Origin of the sequence: Blautia wexlerae DSM 19850, from assembly GCF_025148125.1 — a bacterium.
In the GTDB taxonomy this organism is placed as follows: Bacteria; Bacillota; Clostridia; order Lachnospirales; family Lachnospiraceae; genus Blautia_A; species Blautia_A wexlerae.
Map to the genome: position 1 here is coordinate 800483 of NZ_CP102267.1, position 17745 is coordinate 818227.

Annotated in this window: 22 protein-coding genes; 20 read left to right on the plus strand and 2 right to left on the minus strand. The window is 32.9% G+C overall.

The genetic code is table 11. The features are described 5' to 3' along the window. Nucleotides 1-42: 42 nt before the first annotated feature. Together NQ550_RS03680 and NQ550_RS03685 are read left to right on the plus strand one after the other, a co-directional pair. Nucleotides 43-963 (plus strand): ParM/StbA family protein, encoded by a 921-nt coding sequence (locus tag NQ550_RS03680; RefSeq protein WP_005342238.1) that lies wholly within the window; start codon nt 43-45, stop codon nt 961-963. Between the two features lie 15 nt (nt 964-978). Next, on the plus strand, nt 979-1353 hold the full coding sequence (locus NQ550_RS03685) for a hypothetical protein (protein ID WP_005342240.1): 375 nt from the start codon (nt 979-981) through the stop codon (nt 1351-1353). A gap of 137 nt (nt 1354-1490) precedes the next feature. Here the strand turns inward: NQ550_RS03685 and NQ550_RS03690 are convergent, their stop codons facing one another. After that, the gene (locus tag NQ550_RS03690) at nt 1491-1835 is read right to left on the minus strand and encodes a helix-turn-helix domain-containing protein (protein ID WP_005342243.1); all 345 of its coding nucleotides are present in this window, start codon (nt 1833-1835) and stop codon (nt 1491-1493) included. Nucleotides 1836-2242: 407 nt separating this feature from the next. On the opposite strand from NQ550_RS03690, the gene NQ550_RS03695 reads away from it, so the two are divergent. From NQ550_RS03695 to NQ550_RS03775, 17 genes are all read left to right on the plus strand, one after another. Further along, nucleotides 2243-2689 carry a sigma-70 family RNA polymerase sigma factor gene (locus NQ550_RS03695; RefSeq protein ID WP_005342245.1) on the plus strand — a complete coding sequence of 149 codons (447 nt, stop codon included), beginning with the start codon at nt 2243-2245 and terminating at the stop codon, nt 2687-2689. Continuing rightward, entirely contained in the window at nt 2686-2874 is a 189-nt protein-coding gene (locus NQ550_RS03700) for a helix-turn-helix domain-containing protein (RefSeq protein ID WP_025579110.1), read from the plus strand. The genes NQ550_RS03695 and NQ550_RS03700 overlap by 4 nt, the downstream gene beginning before the upstream one ends. 181 nt (nt 2875-3055) lie before the next feature. Then, complete coding sequence (locus NQ550_RS03705; protein WP_172730329.1) at nt 3056-3232, plus strand: hypothetical protein; 177 nt, start codon at nt 3056-3058, stop codon at nt 3230-3232. After that, a complete protein-coding gene (locus NQ550_RS03710) occupies nt 3210-3929 on the plus strand; it encodes a LytR/AlgR family response regulator transcription factor (RefSeq protein ID WP_025579109.1) in 720 nt (239 codons plus the stop codon). The genes NQ550_RS03705 and NQ550_RS03710 overlap by 23 nt, the downstream gene beginning before the upstream one ends. Nucleotides 3930-4029: 100 nt before the next feature. Further along, entirely contained in the window at nt 4030-4191 is a 162-nt protein-coding gene (locus NQ550_RS03715) for a hypothetical protein (RefSeq protein WP_016289210.1), read from the plus strand. 59 nt (nt 4192-4250) lie between these two features. Beyond that, on the plus strand, nt 4251-5390 hold the full coding sequence (locus NQ550_RS03720) for a radical SAM/SPASM domain-containing protein (protein ID WP_025579106.1): 1140 nt from the start codon (nt 4251-4253) through the stop codon (nt 5388-5390). Between the two features lie 7 nt (nt 5391-5397). Next, a complete protein-coding gene (locus tag NQ550_RS03725) occupies nt 5398-6462 on the plus strand; it encodes a radical SAM protein (protein ID WP_025579105.1) in 1065 nt (354 codons plus the stop codon). A gap of 81 nt (nt 6463-6543) precedes the next feature. Then, nucleotides 6544-6879, plus strand: coding sequence for a helix-turn-helix domain-containing protein (locus NQ550_RS03730; protein ID WP_025579103.1), 336 nt, complete (start codon nt 6544-6546; stop codon nt 6877-6879). Between the two features lie 6 nt (nt 6880-6885). Then, nucleotides 6886-7596 carry a LytR/AlgR family response regulator transcription factor gene (locus NQ550_RS03735; RefSeq protein WP_025579101.1) on the plus strand — a complete coding sequence of 237 codons (711 nt, stop codon included), beginning with the start codon at nt 6886-6888 and terminating at the stop codon, nt 7594-7596. 1 nt (nt 7597) lies between these two features. Further along, nucleotides 7598-8911: a sensor histidine kinase gene (locus NQ550_RS03740; RefSeq protein ID WP_025579098.1), complete on the plus strand. Its 1314-nt coding sequence runs from the start codon at nt 7598-7600 to the stop codon at nt 8909-8911. A 123-nt stretch (nt 8912-9034) separates the two neighbouring features. Further along, the gene (locus NQ550_RS03745; protein WP_029677010.1) at nt 9035-9877 is read left to right on the plus strand and encodes a zinc dependent phospholipase C family protein; all 843 of its coding nucleotides are present in this window, start codon (nt 9035-9037) and stop codon (nt 9875-9877) included. Between the two features lie 209 nt (nt 9878-10086). Beyond that, a complete protein-coding gene (locus NQ550_RS03750; RefSeq protein ID WP_025579095.1) occupies nt 10087-11250 on the plus strand; it encodes a radical SAM/SPASM domain-containing protein in 1164 nt (387 codons plus the stop codon). Then, nucleotides 11240-12901, plus strand: a complete 1662-nt coding sequence (locus NQ550_RS03755) for an ABC transporter ATP-binding protein (RefSeq protein ID WP_025579093.1) — start codon at nt 11240-11242, stop codon at nt 12899-12901. Before NQ550_RS03750 ends, NQ550_RS03755 begins: the two co-directional genes overlap by 11 nt. 19 nt (nt 12902-12920) lie before the next feature. Further along, complete coding sequence (locus tag NQ550_RS03760) at nt 12921-13913, plus strand: S8 family serine peptidase (protein ID WP_025579091.1); 993 nt, start codon at nt 12921-12923, stop codon at nt 13911-13913. Between the two features lie 11 nt (nt 13914-13924). After that, nucleotides 13925-15028, plus strand: coding sequence for a radical SAM/SPASM domain-containing protein (locus NQ550_RS03765; RefSeq protein WP_025579090.1), 1104 nt, complete (start codon nt 13925-13927; stop codon nt 15026-15028). Next, the gene (locus NQ550_RS03770; protein ID WP_025579087.1) at nt 15018-16277 is read left to right on the plus strand and encodes a radical SAM/SPASM domain-containing protein; all 1260 of its coding nucleotides are present in this window, start codon (nt 15018-15020) and stop codon (nt 16275-16277) included. Before NQ550_RS03765 ends, NQ550_RS03770 begins: the two co-directional genes overlap by 11 nt. Before the next feature lie 150 nt (nt 16278-16427). Continuing rightward, the gene (locus NQ550_RS03775) at nt 16428-16565 is read left to right on the plus strand and encodes a pseudouridine synthase (RefSeq protein ID WP_195481280.1); all 138 of its coding nucleotides are present in this window, start codon (nt 16428-16430) and stop codon (nt 16563-16565) included. Nucleotides 16566-16746: 181 nt separating this feature from the next. Here NQ550_RS03775 and NQ550_RS03780 read toward each other — a convergent pair whose 3' ends face one another. Further along, nucleotides 16747-16869: a hypothetical protein gene (locus NQ550_RS03780; RefSeq protein WP_259839277.1), complete on the minus strand. Its 123-nt coding sequence runs from the start codon at nt 16867-16869 to the stop codon at nt 16747-16749. Nucleotides 16870-17069: 200 nt separating this feature from the next. On the opposite strand from NQ550_RS03780, the gene NQ550_RS03785 reads away from it, so the two are divergent. Next, nucleotides 17070-17735: an ABC transporter ATP-binding protein gene (locus NQ550_RS03785; RefSeq protein ID WP_025579086.1), complete on the plus strand. Its 666-nt coding sequence runs from the start codon at nt 17070-17072 to the stop codon at nt 17733-17735. Nucleotides 17736-17745: the final 10 nt, after the last annotated feature.

A 17745-nucleotide genomic window follows, 5' to 3' on the forward strand; every position in this document is an offset into this window, starting at 1 on the left:
GCGTACAAGAGAAGTATAAAGAAAAAAAGGAGAGATGATTTTATGATAAAAAAAGTTCGGATTGCGGTAGACCATGGCAATAGAAATATGAAAACCTGTTCCCAGGTATTTACGACAGGGCTTACCATTCAGGACAAAAAGCCTGCCAGAGGGGAAAAGTTCCTGTTTTATGAGGGAAAGTATTATGTGCTGAGTGAAAATAGGATTCCTTATCAAAGAGATAAAACGCAGGATGATCGTTTTTTTATCCTTACTCTATTTGCAATCGTAAAAGAGCTGGAGGAAAACCCTCAAATTCAGCCAGAGGATGTCATTCAGGTGGATCTTCCGATTGGGCTGCCACCCAAGCATTATGCAGAACTTTGTGAACGGTATGAAGCATATTTTAAAAGACAAGGGAAAATCCATGATATCAATTACTGTGGTAGTACATATCATATCACTATTGGAGAGGTAATGGCATTTCCACAGGACTATGCGGCTATGATGACTATGATTGAAAAGCTGCAGCAGATTCCCAAAGTAGTAGGAATTGATATAGGAGGATTTACTACAGACTATCTTCTGATGCGGAAAGGTAATCCGGATATGGAAGCCTGTGATTCCATGGAAAAAGGTGTGATTACCATGTATAACAAGATTATTTCCGGGATTAACAGTGAATATGATATTTTGTTAGAGGAAAGTGATATTGACAGTATCCTTCAGGGAAACACAGAGTTTTATGAAGAGGCTGTAGTCCGTATGACAGAAGGTATGGTGCAAGATTTTGTAAAGGATCTGCTGAACAGTATTCGAGAAAGAGGCATAGATACCAAAGCAGCATATACGGTATTTATTGGAGGCGGGGCAAAGCTATTGAGCCATTTCTTGGAACAATCAGACCGTCTAGGGAAATATACCTTTATTGAGGATATTTCTGCCAATGCCAAAGGATATGACAGACTGTTTCAGATTATGTAGAGGAGTGTGATAAATGTGGAGAAAAAGAATCCCTATAAATTCACACTTGGATTTGATAAAACAAAGCCTTCACATGTGAGGGCAACAGAAATCCTAAACTCTGTAAAGGATAAGGCGGATTTAATCGCTTCAGCGTTGGTATCTTACATAGATGATGTCCGACAAGAGGAAGGGGCTGTTTTAAGTAATGAAGCTCTTCAGGTTCTAATGCAGGAGATGGTAAAGCAAGAAGTAGCAAAAGCAATGCACCTGCATTCCATAAAGCCAGAGGAGCCGAATCATAATTCAAATAGTGTAATGGCTGTGCAGCAGGAATCACTTGAAACCATTACTCCGGAAGTAGCAAAAAGTGTAAGAGATGCTATGAGCATATTCCGTAATCGATCATAAACAAAAAAGAAGCACTCTGATTTGAGATGCTTCTTTTTTTGTGTATTTTTTATCGTCCACAGGAAACGCACAGATTGGACAAAGGTTTTTCACAGATTCTATCCATATACTCATAGGTTAGATATTGTTAGAAAAAGTTAATCGGAATGCTCTTTTTCTTTTAATGCAGAAAGAAGTTCACGCAATGTACGAAGGGCAATCTGGCGATCATCTTCGGAACAGGTTTGCAGCTCTTTCATGATTTGATATGTGGTAGTATCTGCTTCATCTTCCTGAACAACGGAATCAATAGAAATTCTCAAATACTGGGTAAGAGGAATCAAAGTAGCAAGCTCTGGATTTCCATTGCAGGTTTCAATATCAGAGATTGTTCGTGTGGAAACTCCTGCCCGTTCTGCCAGACTGGACTGTGACAGGCCAAGCCGTTCTCTTTCGCTTCTTACCGTGTAGCCTAATTTTTTCTTGACAGTATCCATCCGCATCCGCATCACCTCACTTATTGTTTTATTTTAACGTAGATTGATAGTAAGAGAAACGCATTATAGTACATGATAAAACGCAATATAGTGTGAGTAAGCGGTGCTTTAGAACCTGTAAAAGGAGGAAAGCACCCATGCTGCAAGCAAGGAAAAGGCATTCGTGTAGCGATTCATCAAAAAAACTCTTCCATTATGGGGAAACGAAGAGAGTCATTTATATGCAGGATATGCGTTAAGTGTTAGATGTTCCGTGCAGTATCCTGCATGGTTTAGAAGAAATGTCGGATTAGCTGAATGCTGGTTCGGCTTTTTCTTTTATCATGGAAGGAAACTATTTTTTTATCCTGGCTGCAGATCGCCACCTTTAGAAATTTGGAAACTAATTCATTTTCAAATTTCGGAGGTAAAGGATGAAAGAAGAGAAAAAATACAGTGGTTCTAAAACAAGAAACTATTTTACGGCATATTTGTTGGCATCTATCCAGGGGAGACGACTCCGGTATCTGGAAAAGCAGCAGAAAATACTATTTGCGGAGGAGAATCTGGAGGATAAAGAAATCACAGATATAGACATTTCTTTGGAGGAACGATTAGAACTTGAGAAAAAGGAACAGTTACTTCTGGATGAATCCAAGGGAATTTATCCAGAGTGGAATGAGATGACGGACATAAACCTTATGGAAGCCATGTTTTCTTTGCAGGAGGAAGAACGAAAGCTTATCTATCAGCATGTCTTTGAGGAGCGTACATTTAAAGAAATGAGCATCTTGAATCAGATGCCGGAAGAACGGTGTAAAGGTGCATATTATTGGGCTATTCGGAAAATACGCAAGAGAATGGGAGGAAAGAGATCATGAATTTTAAAGAATTGTTATACCGGGCAAGGCAAGGGGATGAAGATGCTATTCTGGAAATATTTGAAATGTACCGACCACTTTTAATTAAAAATGCTTTGGTAGAAGGGATTTTTGATGAAGATCTGTATCAGGAATTGACAGCAGAATTGCTGAAGTGCATACGGTATTTTAGAGATGTAGAATAGCATAATCAAAGCCTTCTGTGATTATCATATACATTTCAATTACAGAAGGCTTTATAGATAAAGGCATTATAACAGTTATAGGATCATCTATACAAGAAAAAGTGCAAAGGAGACAAAAAATATAGAAAAAAAATATGCTATTAGTATAATTATTAAAAATATGTGTATGGGAGAAAATAAAATGGATAAGAGAAAAGAAAAAAGTATTGGTGAAGTTCTTTCAGAACATGAAAGGGAAGTAATAAAAGTATATAGACAGTTGTCGGAAGATAATAAATTGACAATAGATATTTTGATTATGAGACTTAGAAAGCATGAACAGGAGGTGATGACTGATGCTGAAAGTGGCAATATGTGATGATAACGAAGATTTTACTAAGAGGATTGAGGAGCATACAGAGCATTTTTCGCATGAAAATAATATAGATGTAAAAGTTAGTCGTTTTATAAGTGGTCCCCAATTGATGTTATCATATTTTTATAGAAAATATGATATAATATTTTTGGATATTACAATGCCAGAAATGGATGGTTTTGAGACTGCAGAAAGAATACGCAAGATAGATTCAAATGTTGTTATTATATTTTGTAGTTCATTTTATAATCTTCCAAATTTACAGAAATGTGTACAAGTTGAAGCAAAAGATTTTTTGGGAAAACCTGTGCTATATAGAAAAATTGAACTGATTTTGAATAAGGTCTACAATAAAAAAATTATAAATGCTGAGGAAAAACTTATGCTGAAAACCCAAGAAGGAATTATTGCATTACAAATTTCCGACATTATTTATATGGAAACTGAAAATAAGGCAGTTGTAATACATACAGCAAATAGAAATATTGTTACGTATAAAAAATTATATGAATTTGAGAAAAGATTGGGAGATAGGTTATTTTATCGTTGCCATCAGGGGTATTTAGTTAATTTAGATTATGTAGAACGAGTACAGGAGGATTCATTGATATTGAAGGAAAAAGTCACTATTCCAGTGAGTAAATCCAAAAAGGAAGAACTGCTAAAAAAAATGGCAAAATATGTGGCGTATCAGTTATAAGCATTTTAAGCATAAAAAAAGACGTTTTATACAATGTTTATTGAGAGCAAGAACAAAAAAATTTATCCTATATTATAAAAAACGAAAGGAGGAATGCCTAATGGACAATGAAACAATAAATGAAATGGAACAAACAACAAAAGAGTTAGATTTATCTGCTGAAGAAATTCAAGGATATATTGCATGCTCAAATAGAACGCAATATTGCTTGACAGATTGTCCTTGGCCTTTTGATGGGGCATATTTATCAGGAATTGATTAATTTGAAAGAGCTACATGGATTAAGAAAATCTGTGTGGCTTTTTTAGCAGGAGGATTTTTATGGAATGTACAATATATTTAGCAGAAGGATGTAATTTGAAATGTACATATTGTTATGAAGGAATAGATAAGAAGACGGGGAAAATGGATATAAGGACATTTGATCAAACTTTAGCATTTATTATGAAGAACAGAGTGGAAAACGATAAAATACATATTGTATTTTTGGGGGGAGAGCCATTGCTAAATAAACCCCTGTTTTTTTATGCGATTAATAAGATTAATTCAAATTACAAAGAAATTAGAGATCAATTCAAATTAGAAATGACAACGAATGGGGTATTTTTAGATGATAATGTAATAAAGGTTGTAAAGGAAGAAAATATTAATTTATCATTAAGTATCGATGGAGAAGAACATACACAAAAAAGGAATCGACGTTCAGTATATGGAGATGATACTTTTAGTACAATCAGCAAGAACCTTCAGAAGCTAATTGAGCAGCAGGTTATGTTTAATGTACGCATGACAGTAACATGTAATAATGTGGAAGATATGTACAATAATGTTTGTTACTTCTTAGAGAGAGGCGTAAACAGGATTTATATAGCGTATAATTATTTTGACAATTGGGATGAGATTAAATTAAAGATTCTTCATGAACAGATGGAGTTATTGGATTCGTTATATATTCACAATATTGCATTAACGTGTTGTAAAGTTATAAACCTTTATGATTTTAAGTACACTACATTTTTAGCGAAAAGACCCATTGTATTCTGTTCAGCTGGTACAACAGGGCATTTTGTAGTAAATACAGAGGGAGATATTTATCCCTGTGGCTATGTAGCTAATGACGAAGATTGGAAAATAGGAACTGTATGGACAGGCATAGAAAAAGAAAAGTTCATGTTCAAGGTAGAGAAATCTGTAAAAAAAATACATGAATGCCAAAAATGTGAGAAAGCATTTACTTGTATGTCTACAAGATGCGGTTTTCTTAATTATAAGGCAAGTGGATGGTTAAATAAGCCTGATGTAGCTATATGTAAATTAGAGCAGGTATTATACTGGCATAATTTGAAAGTTTTTAATGCGTTATACCAGAACAAGTGTCCAAGACTTTTAGAGTATGTAGAAATTGCGAAGCAATATCAACTGGAACCTAATGATTGTGTAAAATATATGATAGAAGAGTGATATAAAAATGTATTCGATAACATTAGAAGTAAATCAAATATGTAATTTTAGTTGTGATTACTGCTATCTGGGAAAATTATCTAGTAAGAGAATGGATTTTGTGACGGCTTATCAGGCAATGGAAATAGCATTTTTAAATGCACAGAGACATCCAGATCATATGGTTTGGATTGACTTTGTAGGAGGAGAGACTTTGCTAAGCTATGAATTCATACGAAAAGTATCTGATTGGATTGATTTAGAGGCACAAAAAAGAAATTTGGAAGTTAAATATTCTATTACAACAAATGGAAGTATTATAAATCAAGATATTTTAGAGTGGCTTATTCGCAAGAAGGTGCAGGTGAAAATTAGCATTGATGGAGGAAAAGAAGTACAAGATAAAAATCGTAAATATTGCGATGGAAGTGGAACACATGACAAAATAATTGATAATATTGCTCAATTTCATGAGTACGAGAATAGAACTAAGATGCGTATGCAAGCAACACACGTTGTAACGAGAAACAATTATGAAGATTTATATAATAGCGTCAAATATCTGGTAGAGGATCTAGAAATGCAAGTGATAGATTCTGCACTAGATTTGTCTGTAGAATGGAATTATGAACAGTTGGACTTTATAGCTAAAGAATGGGAAAAGGTTATAGAATACAATTTGATGAGAATTCATAAGGGAAAGCCTTTTATGTGGGGACTCATAATAGATATGCAACAATATTTTGCACCGTCTGTATGTAAAGGTTGCGGTGTCGGGGCCATACGAATTTATGTGAGGACTGATGGAAGTATCTATGGGTGTGCATCTAATTTAACAGAGACAGGTTATCTTGGAGATGTAAAGGGCGGATTGATTATTCATAAGGTAAAGCATTATTTGGATAATGAGCAAGAATGTTTGAAATGCAATCAGTGTATTTTCAAGAGAAATTGTTTAGCAAAAATTTGTTTGATGAATAGAACTAGGCAGGAAAATGGAGACGAAATACCCAATTGGGTAATGTGTTATTTAGAGGAAAAAAAACAGACATTGTGGAATAAATATAAAGAATATATAAGAATACTTGTATAGTGAGTTAAATTTATAAATAATACCACTTATCTATGTAAAATGCCTTCGGAAGTATGTTATAATAGTATCGGAGGTATAGAGATGAATGTTATACGTCAACTAAGAAAAAAGGTCGGCATTTCACAAAAAGAATTAAGCATCCAGCTGAAACTCAGTCAACAATCAATTAGTAGAATAGAAAACATGGATAGTTTGGATACTGTTCCTGGATATCTATTATTACGGTTTGCAGATTTTTTTAATGTTACAATTGATAAATTGATTGGGAAAGACGAGCTGGATTTGTCTGAAGAACAAGAAGATGAGATGTGGCAGATATACAGACAATTGGATTCTGTCAATAGGGAAACTTTATTAGTTATGGGAAGAAGGTTATTTGATACGCAGGAATCCGATACAAAGATAAGTGGTAGGTGAGCATACGTGATAAAAATTGCAATATGTGATGATGAAGAAGTATTCTTGAATACTCTTGAAAGAATGATTAGGAATTATGAGAAGACTATAAAGGAAAAATTATTAATAAAAAGATATACCAAGCCATTATATTTAATGGATTCACTGGCAGAAGATTTTCAAGTATTTTTCTTGGATATGCAGATGCCTAATATGGATGGATTTGAATTGGCTAGGGTAATAAGAAAATATGATGAAAAATCAACAATTATTTTTGTGACATCCCATAGAGAATATGGGTTAGGGTGTTTCGAATTTGATCCGGCGAATTATATAATTAAACCTATTACCCAAATTCAAGTTGATTGTGAATTGAATCGTGTTATACGAAAAATTAATTCAGGAGAACGAGAATATATTGGAGTGAAAAGTAACGCAGGTTTCATGAAATTGTTTCTTTCAGATATCCAGTACATTGAGACGGTAGATAGGAATGTAGTATTCCATACGGTTAGTAAAGGAGATGTAATAGGACGATTTAAGATGCAGGATTTGGAAGTCCGTTTAGAAAAATATGCGTTTTATAGATGTCATAATGGTGTGATTGTTAATTTGGATTATGTTGATTATGTCCAAGAATTTATGATTGTGTTGGTAAGTGGAGAAAAAATTTATACGACAAAATCTAGGAAAAAAGAACTGATTAAAAAACTAGCGGAACGGACTGGAAGTGCATAAAATGAATATAGAGATATTGAAAGATTTATTTTCTGCCTTTAATATTATATTACTTTTTTATATATTAGGCGAGAGAATGGAAAAAAGAGTAACCAAGAAATTGAGGCTTGTTTTGGGTCTTGTTATTGCAATAATGCTTTCAATTATAGAAAACAGTTTACATACACATATTATCTATAGTTTTATTTCAATAACCATAATTTCTTTGAGTGCGGGAAGAATTATATGGAAATATAGTTTGAAATACTGTTTTATTATAAACTGTATTTTTCTTTCCTTTATATCATTGGCACAGGTGCTTGCGTGTACGATTGAATATATACAAACAGAAAAATTTTTATTGGAACTTCCAGACAATTACCAAATACAAATGTTAATAATGTCTGAGATTATTATTACGATAGGTGTATTGATTAGTGTTAAATTAATCCGGAAAATACCTACGCAAATTAACACCCTAAATTTTGTCACTATTGTAATACCAAATCTGATAAGTATAATTGTAATGTTACTATTAGGGGATAAGTTATATTATAGTACGTATATGTTTACTAATATAGAGTCTGTGATAACGATTATGCTAGCGGGTTTTGTTTTGATTATAGGAAGCATGTGCAATGTTGTGTTATTAGAATATTATCTAAATGCAAAACAGATTGAAAGTGAGAAGAAATTGCAGCTAAAGGAAATGAGTCTTCAATATGATTATTATGTAAGGTTGGAGAGAGATATGGATGGTGTAAGGCGTATTGCACATGATATACGAAATCATTTGGAAGCTTTACGAGGAAGCAATGATGAGAAGGAGAAAGAAGAATATATTGGCAGTATAGAGAATAAATTGGATCGATATGAGAGTTATTGTAACACAGGAAATGCTTTTATTGACAGTATATTGCATAGGAAGAAAATGGATGCAATAGAGCAAGGGATTGAACTAAAAATTCTTGCGGATTTACGTCCGTTTGCTAATATGAAAAATGAGGATTTATGTGTTGTTATCTCAAATATTTTGGATAATGCTTTAAGAGAATGTGAATTAAGGAAAAAGGAGGAGCCAGGAAAAGAAAATTTAATTCAATTGCGAGCTGGTAAATTTAGAGGTTTTTTATCAATTGTATGTGAAAATAGTATAAGAAAAAATCAGGCAAAATATGTTGTATCAAGTAGGGAAATCCAAACAACAAAGCCAGATAAGAGCCGTCATGGATATGGTATTAAAAATGTAAAAAATATAGTACGAAAATATGGTGGAGAATATTCTATACAAGTAAGAGATGGCATGTTTTGTTTTTCAATTATTGTACCTTTGTGACTAAAAAAGAGAGCGCATGCTCTCTTTTTTGTTTAGAAAATAAAAGAGTCAAAATAAGCAATAATTATTGAAATATGTAACAAATTTTTTATACTGAAGAAAAAAGTATAGGAGGTAATAGGTATGAAGAAAAAACTAAAAATCATGGTATCGCTAATAGGAGTTTTAGCGATGATTTCAGCTAATGTGGTATTTGCAGCAGAATCACAGAAAGTTCCCCAGAAGATTCAAGAAATAGCAAATGGTTCCGACGATATCTACGGTGATGGTGCACCTCTGGAGCATGTAGAAAATGGGGATGAACGTTTTCAATCGGGCGGTATTGATCATACTCATCAGTACATAGTAGCAAATGCACTTACCATTTTGAATAATGATAAAGGGGGAAGCTTATTTAATGATGAATTAAATGCAAGAATATTAATGGAGGCGACAGATTGGCCTGATAAGGTTGGAAATGAGACGGACTTTGGTACATTTGCAGGGCACTTTTATGATCCAGATACCGGAAAAAACTGGATGGGACAGACATCACCAACTGCCCGGACAAGAGCAGAGACATATTATGAGAATGCAGTTATCATGTATCAGGCTGGAGATATAAATAGGGCAATGGATTATCTTGGAAAAGGAACGCACTATGTATCTGATTTGAATGAACCGCACCATGCTTCAAATTTAACGGCGGTAAATAGTAATCATTCAGCGTTTGAAAAGTATGTAGACAAAAATAGAACATCTTACACGATTTCAGGTAATTCGTTTTCTTCTCAAATCTATAATGATGCAGTTTCTCTATCAGTGGGAGACTTAATGTTTTCGGCTGCGAAGCATTCAAAAGAACTGGTTGATATGGCACAAAATGAAAGTACATATTCAAATGCAGGAAATCAATCAGTACAGTATGCAATTAGAACAGTCACACAATATATCTATAAATTTGGAAAAGAAGTGGGAATTTACTAAAGTTATATTACGGTATGAATAGTAGTATACGTTTGATTCTTTGTTTATGAACCAACTGCAATTATGTATTTATTGCATAATTGTGGTTGGTTGTTGTTTTAAAGAGGACAATCAATCAACTAAAAAGTCAAATTAAGCAAAAATTATAGAAAAAAATAGGATAAAGAGTACACTGAATTATATTATTACATTTAGGAATAGGAGGATATATGTACAATTTTACATTATATATGACAACAGATTGCAATTTTAAATGCCAGTATTGTTATGAAGACTACCATAACCATTATCAGTTGAATGAAAAAACACTTGTGGACTCTTTGGAGTTTATGATGAATTATGGGGATAGAGGGAAAGTCTTGATTGATTTTTTGGGCGGTGAGCCTTTGCTGAAGAAAGATTTAATTTACAAGGCAGTAGCCTATATCAAAGATAATTATCCGGAAAGGGAAGTAAAGTATTATATTACTACCAACTGTTCCATGATGGATGATCGGTTCATTGCATTTATGAAAGAAAATCATTTTACAGTACGCCTTAGTTTTGATGGGAATAAGGAAACCCATGATTTGAACAGAGTTGCGAAAGATGGAGTTTCTTGCTATGAAAAAATTTTTGAGAATATCATGAAGGTAAAGGATAGTGGATTGAATTTTTCTGTAAGAATGACGGTCACAGAAAATACCATTCCGTATATGTTCGAAAACATCTGTTACCTGCATGAGCATGGCTTGGATAACATCTGTATGATTATGGATGTATATTTAAAAATATGTGATGAGCTGAAGGTAGAATTTGAAAAACAGGTGGGACAAATTTTGCAGTACTATTTGGCTGAGGCAGCAGCGGGCAGAGTTTTTACTATAGATCAATTTGATGGAAAAATGTTTAATATGTTGTGTGATTTTGGGAACTGCTTTGGCATGTGCGATGCCGGAATTGGAAATTTCAAGATCTTTCCGAATGGTCAGATATATCCATGCGGATTTCTTACAAGTAATGAAAAATATTGTATAGGTAATATCAAGGAAGGCGTTGATATAAGAAAGGCAAAATTAATAGCAATGTCGAACTTTGATAAAACCGATCCGAAGTGCAAGGGATGCACAATCCGAGATTTTTGTCATGGTATGAAATGCGGATATATGAATTTTATCAATACAGGGAAGATTAATGTACCATCGGATGCAGAGTGTATTTTTGAACATATCTTTTATAAGGCAATGGTGCAGATTCTTGAATATTATTTACAGCAGCCGATTGAAATAGTTAGAGAAAAATTAGGAGTGTATATAGACTATATCCAGGAGGAAGATTTAAAATTCAGTGAGTTCGGAGAGAAGATTGCCAAGAGGTTAAGTGATGAAAGGTAAACAAAGCCGCCCATATCTTGGATTTTTAAAAGAGTATGCTTTTAAGAAAAAGCTACTACCTTCCTACATTTTAACGATAGCGATAATTGTGTTAACAGCGGGGGTTTCTTTGGTGCGTCCAGAGCTGCAGGGAAAAGTGATAGATGATTTGGGGAATCCGCATAGTACCAGTTTATCTGCGTTTATGTTCCTTCTAGCTGTGTTCTTAGGAATGTTGCTACTGAACTACCTTATGAATTATGTACAGCGTTATGTTGTGGCTGTCATATCGGAAGAGATAGCAGCAGATATGCGACAAAAGGTAGAAGATAAATTATCAACAGTAAGCGTGAATTTTTTTGAGAAGATAAAGCTAAGTGACATTTTGCTGAAAGTAGATAAAGATGTTTCAGCAGTGAAACAATGTGGAATTACAAGTATTATCACATTGGTTTCCAATATTGTTATCCTGGTGGTTGTTCCTCCATATATGTTTTCTATCCATAAGGGAATTGCCGTATCCAATATTATCTTACTTGTCAGTGTTCCTTTTATTAGTAGAATCCTGGGGAAATTGATACAGGAAACCAGTGGTCAAGTATTGGAAGGATATAACAGCATCACGAATATTCTGACAAACACCTATGATAATTGGTTTATTACAAGACTCTTTCAATGTGGGCAATATGTGCATGATATGTACTTTGAGAAAAATCAGAAATACAAAAAAGAGACGAATCGCCAGAACTTGTTGTATATATTGAATACATCTACGATACTCGTGATTCAGTTTATAGGAACAGTCATAATTTGGGTAGTCGGTGCACAAGAAGTATTCAAAGGGAATATGACCATAGGTACCATTATGGCCTTGATGAACTACCAGACAATTATTATGAATCCTATTATTGGAATTGCACAGTTTGCTAACGAGTATCATACAGCCGTAGTTTCCTTAAAGGATATCAATGGTCTGCTTCAGTATCCGGATCAGAAACAAGGAGACGGAAAGAAAGTAACAACAGTTAACAACATTTCCTTAGAAGAGATGAGCTTTTCTTATCCAGAGTCAAATAAGCAGGTATTTGATCGGCTCAATATGAATTTCGAAAAAGGCACTCTTTACGGAGTTCATGGAAAAAGTGGACAAGGTAAAAGCACTCTGTTCAAAATTATAACAGGTGTGTATCAACCGACAGAAGGAAAAGTAGTTGTGAACGACACAGATTTGCAGGAATTAGATATTAACAGCTATTGGGAAAATACAGGATATGTTATGCAGCGTACACAGTTCTTCAATGATACAGTAAGACGGAATATGGGATTACTACATATTGTTTCAGAGGAAGAAATGGATACAGTGGCAGAGTGCTTGGATTTGTATGATGAAATCCATACTTTAGAAATGGTATGGGATACCGAGATAAAGATAGATCCATGCAATTTCTCAGAGGGACAAATGCGGCGTTTGGATATTATGAGGAATATTTTGAAAAATTCACAAATTTTGATTTTTGATGAAGCAACAGCTAACATTGACGGAAAACGTAGAAAAAGTTTTTATCAGTTGTTACATGAATTATCTGTAGATAAAATAGTTATTTTTGCAACTCACAATTTAGAGGAGCTAGAAGAAGCAGATGTGATAATTGATTTAAATAAGTTTTCATAAGTAGAAGGGAGGGAAGCTAATGAAAATTGGTGTCTTAGATACAGATGGAGATTTTAAACATAGATTTTTTAGAGATAAGAAACTAGATATAAGAAGAAAAAGCATCAATGGAGAATATAGAAAATATGGTATTGGATTTACTCATGGAGAAATGGTTTGTTCAATGATTTTAAAAGAAAATCCACAAGCGGAAATTATATTATATCCCATTATTTCGGAGAATATGAAATGTTCTGTCTTGGAATTGATTAGGGGAATCGAATCACTAATTGAATCCGGTGTTGATATCATTAATTTAAGTGTAGGAGATGAATATAATTACCACCCAGAACTAGAAAGTATCTGCAAAGACGCTCAAAGACAAGGGATACTAATAGTAGCAGCACATTCAAACAGGAACGTATATGCAACATATCCGGCTGATTTATCATTTGTAGTAGGTGTAAAATGCATTGACAAAAACTCACCTGAAAAAATTATGTTGTTCGATGAAAGCCACAATGAGGTTATTTTCTCTTCAAGCTATTTTTCTTTGTATCATTTGGAAATTCCCAGATTGATACAGGGAAATAGTTTTGCATGTGCTAAAATTTCAGGATTATTGAGTTGTCATAAGGACAGTTTTAGAGAAGCGTTAAAGAATTTCGAATATAGTTTTTTGAATCATTATTATCCATGTGAATCTTTAAAACAAAAACAATGCTTATTTTGTACTAATCGTCCGAATGATCAGATGGAGCAGAGGTTTATAAATGAAGTAACAAATACGATTGCAAATTTTACAATTGAGGATATGGATTCAGAAATGGTTAGACAATTGCACGATTGGGAAATACTTTTTATAGATTGCGATAGTTATCAGGCTGTTTTACCATATAAAGATAAAATACGTGATTTTAAAATTTTGCACCAAGAAAAAGAAATTGTTTTACGGTATCCATTATTTAGTTTGGAAGAACGTATGAATTTAGATTTACAATACAGAGCTTTGATTCATCAATTTTTTATATGAGGAGGAATAAAATGTACACACTATCATTGGAAATAATAAATAAATGTAATTTGAATTGCACATATTGCTATCTTGGCGAAAAGAAAAATACCTATATGAGTGTAGAAAGTGCTAAGAAGGCAGTTGATATAGCAGTTCATGAGGCACAAAAGCAATATGATAAAACGCTGATAGTTTATTTTATTGGGGGAGAGCCTTTGATGGCTTTTGAAACAATGAAAAGTATAGTTGATTATGCAAATGGAATTGGTGAAAAGAATGGTCTGAAAGTAAAATTTAGTACAACGATAAATGGAACGTTGATAACAAGAGAAAATGTAGAACTTTTTATTAAAAATGATTTTGAAATAAAGGTAAGTATAGATGGACCTCAATTTGTACACGACTTAAATAGGCATGATTACGTAGGGAATGGAAGTTATAACAGAATTATGGAAAGACTACCTTATTTAAGAGAGTATGAGGAAAAAACAGGAAAGACAGTTGCGTATGCCCATGTAGTAACAAAGAATAATTATCAGTTTTTTGAACAGAGCTTTCGGTTTTTATTAGATTTGAAGGCTGATAAGATTGAATCAGGTATAGATTATTATTGTCAGTGGGAGCCATCAGAAATATTAGAATTGAAGGAACAAATAAGGCGCACTTTCAATTTGTTTAAGGAAGAAGTTAAAAAGAGGGGAAAAAGCTTCTATTGGAATTTGTTTGAGCAACACCTGCAAGCATTTTTAGTGCCTTGTGACTTTTATGCCTGTAAAGCTGGTTTAAATAATGTTTATGTAGCAACGGATGGTAATATTTACACATGTATAGAGTTACCAGAATTTAAGATAGGGAATGTAAATGAAGGACTTAATGTACTAAGAATAAGAGAAATAGTTAATAGGGAAGATAAGGCATATCAATTATGTAAACAATGTGATTTTATGAGCCATTGTAAGACACGAGGTTGTCAAGCATCCAATATAGAGATAAATGGAAATGTTTATCAGCCAGTGGAAATTAATTGTCAAGTAACAAAAGTAATGTATGAACTTATTGAAAATAATATTTCCAAGAATCAATTGGATAAAATGGGAGAAGAACTGAAAGGGAAAAGAATTTATGAAAAATAGTCAATTACCAGATTTTACAATTATAAGATGTGATGATAAAGCGGCATTAGTTGATCCTGAATCTAAAGTATGTTTAATAGTAAGTAAAAGGATTGCAGATACTTTAAATTTGAAAGAGACAAATGATAAAATTTATCCTATATGGAGTAAGCAAGCAGAGTTTCAGAGAAAAATTGATGCGAAGCGTGAAAAAATAAATACGTTATATCTGATGGTGACACGTCAGTGCAATATGAATTGTGATTTTTGTGCTATTAATGCTAATCAAAATATGAAGATAAACAAAGAATTCACACTCGAAAGTGTTAATGAACGTATTATTCCATTTTTAAGCTATATTTCACCACATAAAGTGGTTATTACAGGTGGAGAACCGTTTGTTAAAAAGGATATTGTTGATATAGTAGGCAATATACGAAAGAAAGTAAAATGCCCTATTATTCTGCAAAGTAATGGTTTGGCAGTTGATGAAACGAAATTGGAATTTTTAAGTTCTCAAATAAATGAAATAAATTTTAGTACAAAGCATATGTTTGAATCGCCTAATAGAATAATAAAACTAAGAAAAAATATTGAATATTGTATAAAAACAGGAATTAAGGTGGTTCTAAGTTTCATTTATGATAGACAAAATAAGGAGGATTTGTTTAGATTGCTTGATATAGCAGCAGAGTATGATGTTGAGGTTCTTTTGAACTTTGTAGCTCCAGTCGGAAGAGGGAAAAATAGAGAAGATATTCTTACGGAATCTGATAAATTGGAGATGAATTTAGAAATATTAGAATACATTTACGCACATGGATATGAGGAAAAGAAGTTATTTAATATGACCGAGTCAATATTGCAGGTTAAAAAATCTTGTGGTGGATATGGCAAGGTTATGGCGATTTTTCCAGAAGGTAATATTTATATGTGCCAGTGTTTGGAAAATGAAAATTTTAGAATAGGTAACATACAGGTAGATACATCAGAAACAATTGGACAGACACTTCTTGAGATGTTGGAAAAAGACGAAATAAAAACAGCATTTTGTGTTGATAATAAGACCGTGTGCCAAAAGTGCGAATATAGATATTTATGTGCTGGAAAGTGTCCTGTTTCTAGTAAAGTAAATGATAATAATTGCTATTTACTTAAACGCTTAATTGATTATCAGCTTTTTTATAAAAGGGAGTCAGATAGCAAAAAGGAAAAATTAAATGAGTACATAAAATTTTTAAAAAGTCTCAAGGCGGATATCAAAGATTAATTGTGTATACTTTTATACCTAAGATTATTAAGTACATATAGAAAAGAAAAAGGGCAATTTATACATTATTTATCACAAAATATCAGGAAAATAGTATTATTTACTTGTACCAAATAAATACATCTTTTTAGTAGAAAGGAGTTGTTTATCATGAATGAAGAATTAAGAAGAGAGGAAGAATTAAAAGAGGAAGAGGTTAACGTATATGCTGGCTGCGGATATATTCGTTATGTATGCCTGACAGACTGTCTTCCAAACGGAAGTGCCTTTATTAATCCATTTGAGTAAAGGCTAACACAAGAACAAGCGAAGGGTTGCTAAGAGGGAATATATGGATTTGAAACGACAATATGTTTTTCTTAGCAACCTACACAAGTTAGAAAGTATTGATACATTAGTATTATCAAGTAATAAAAAATCGTCTTTAAGAACAGGTAAAGTGTGATCTTATGAGACGATTTTTTATTGCTTATTCAAGAGTCGAGAGCCATGCACTGCCATCAATACAATCCGTTAAGCAATCATAGCGAATTTCGTTGCAGGATGATGTGTAGATATTTACTTCTTCAATCAGTAATTCATCTTCTTTCATTATATTCACCTCCTTTATTTATGTTTCTATTTTAAAATAATATAATAAAAGAGGTAAGAAATTTTGCTTAATTTAACCTTTTTTTTGACTAAAAAGATATCTACTAGGAAGTAATTATCAAATGATTTTTATAATAATATTCTGTCAAGATTTGTTTTTTATAATATAGAAAATAGCATTAAATAAGAGGAGGATTTACAATGTATATTTTAGAGGTTAAAAATTTAAAAAAATATTATGGAGAGGAACCTAATATAGTAAGAGCAATTAATGGAATTAATTTAAAGGTGGAGCAAGGAGAATTTATAACAATTGTTGGAACATCGGGTTCAGGAAAATCAACGCTGCTACATATGATAGGGGGACTTGATGTACCTACATCAGGCGAAATATATATCAGTGGAAAAATGTTAAGTAGAATGAATGATAATGAAATAACAATATTTCGTCGTAGAAATATTGGATTTATATTTCAAAATTATAATTTACTACCATCTTTAAGTGTTTACGAAAATATAGTGTTACCTGTGGAATTAGATGGCGGAGAGGTTGATCATATTTTTTTAGATGAAATAATAGAAATGTTACAATTAAAAGATAAAATTGATTCTATGCCAAATAAATTGTCAGGAGGACAGCAACAAAGAGTTGCAATCGCTAGAGCATTGATAGCAAAACCTGCAATTGTATTGGCTGATGAACCGACAGGAAATTTAGACAGCAAATCAAGCGCAGATGTGCTTGGTTTATTAAAACGAACTGGAGAAAAATTCAATCAGACTATTGTTATGATTACACATAATAATGAGATTGCACAGTTAGCTGATAGGATTATTAGAATTGAAGATGGAAGAATTGTGGAATGATAAGGAGCAA

Coding starts and splice junctions, on each gene's coding strand:
- NQ550_RS03680 (WP_005342238.1), top strand. CDS start 43: ATGATAAAAAAAGTTCGGATTGCGGTAGACCATGGCAATAGAAATATG.
- NQ550_RS03690 (WP_005342243.1), bottom strand. CDS start 1,835: ATGCGGATGGATACTGTCAAGAAAAAATTAGGCTACACGGTAAGAAGC.
- NQ550_RS03695 (WP_005342245.1), top strand. CDS start 2,243: ATGAAAGAAGAGAAAAAATACAGTGGTTCTAAAACAAGAAACTATTTT.
- NQ550_RS03700 (WP_025579110.1), top strand. CDS start 2,686: ATGAATTTTAAAGAATTGTTATACCGGGCAAGGCAAGGGGATGAAGAT.
- NQ550_RS03705 (WP_172730329.1), top strand. CDS start 3,056: ATGGATAAGAGAAAAGAAAAAAGTATTGGTGAAGTTCTTTCAGAACAT.
- NQ550_RS03710 (WP_025579109.1), top strand. CDS start 3,210: ATGCTGAAAGTGGCAATATGTGATGATAACGAAGATTTTACTAAGAGG.
- NQ550_RS03715 (WP_016289210.1), top strand. CDS start 4,030: ATGGACAATGAAACAATAAATGAAATGGAACAAACAACAAAAGAGTTA.
- NQ550_RS03720 (WP_025579106.1), top strand. CDS start 4,251: ATGGAATGTACAATATATTTAGCAGAAGGATGTAATTTGAAATGTACA.
- NQ550_RS03725 (WP_025579105.1), top strand. CDS start 5,398: ATGTATTCGATAACATTAGAAGTAAATCAAATATGTAATTTTAGTTGT.
- NQ550_RS03730 (WP_025579103.1), top strand. CDS start 6,544: ATGAATGTTATACGTCAACTAAGAAAAAAGGTCGGCATTTCACAAAAA.
- NQ550_RS03740 (WP_025579098.1), top strand. CDS start 7,598: ATGAATATAGAGATATTGAAAGATTTATTTTCTGCCTTTAATATTATA.
- NQ550_RS03745 (WP_029677010.1), top strand. CDS start 9,035: ATGAAGAAAAAACTAAAAATCATGGTATCGCTAATAGGAGTTTTAGCG.
- NQ550_RS03750 (WP_025579095.1), top strand. CDS start 10,087: ATGTACAATTTTACATTATATATGACAACAGATTGCAATTTTAAATGC.
- NQ550_RS03755 (WP_025579093.1), top strand. CDS start 11,240: ATGAAAGGTAAACAAAGCCGCCCATATCTTGGATTTTTAAAAGAGTAT.
- NQ550_RS03760 (WP_025579091.1), top strand. CDS start 12,921: ATGAAAATTGGTGTCTTAGATACAGATGGAGATTTTAAACATAGATTT.
- NQ550_RS03765 (WP_025579090.1), top strand. CDS start 13,925: ATGTACACACTATCATTGGAAATAATAAATAAATGTAATTTGAATTGC.
- NQ550_RS03770 (WP_025579087.1), top strand. CDS start 15,018: ATGAAAAATAGTCAATTACCAGATTTTACAATTATAAGATGTGATGAT.
- NQ550_RS03775 (WP_195481280.1), top strand. CDS start 16,428: ATGAATGAAGAATTAAGAAGAGAGGAAGAATTAAAAGAGGAAGAGGTT.
- NQ550_RS03780 (WP_259839277.1), bottom strand. CDS start 16,869: ATGAAAGAAGATGAATTACTGATTGAAGAAGTAAATATCTACACATCA.
- NQ550_RS03785 (WP_025579086.1), top strand. CDS start 17,070: ATGTATATTTTAGAGGTTAAAAATTTAAAAAAATATTATGGAGAGGAA.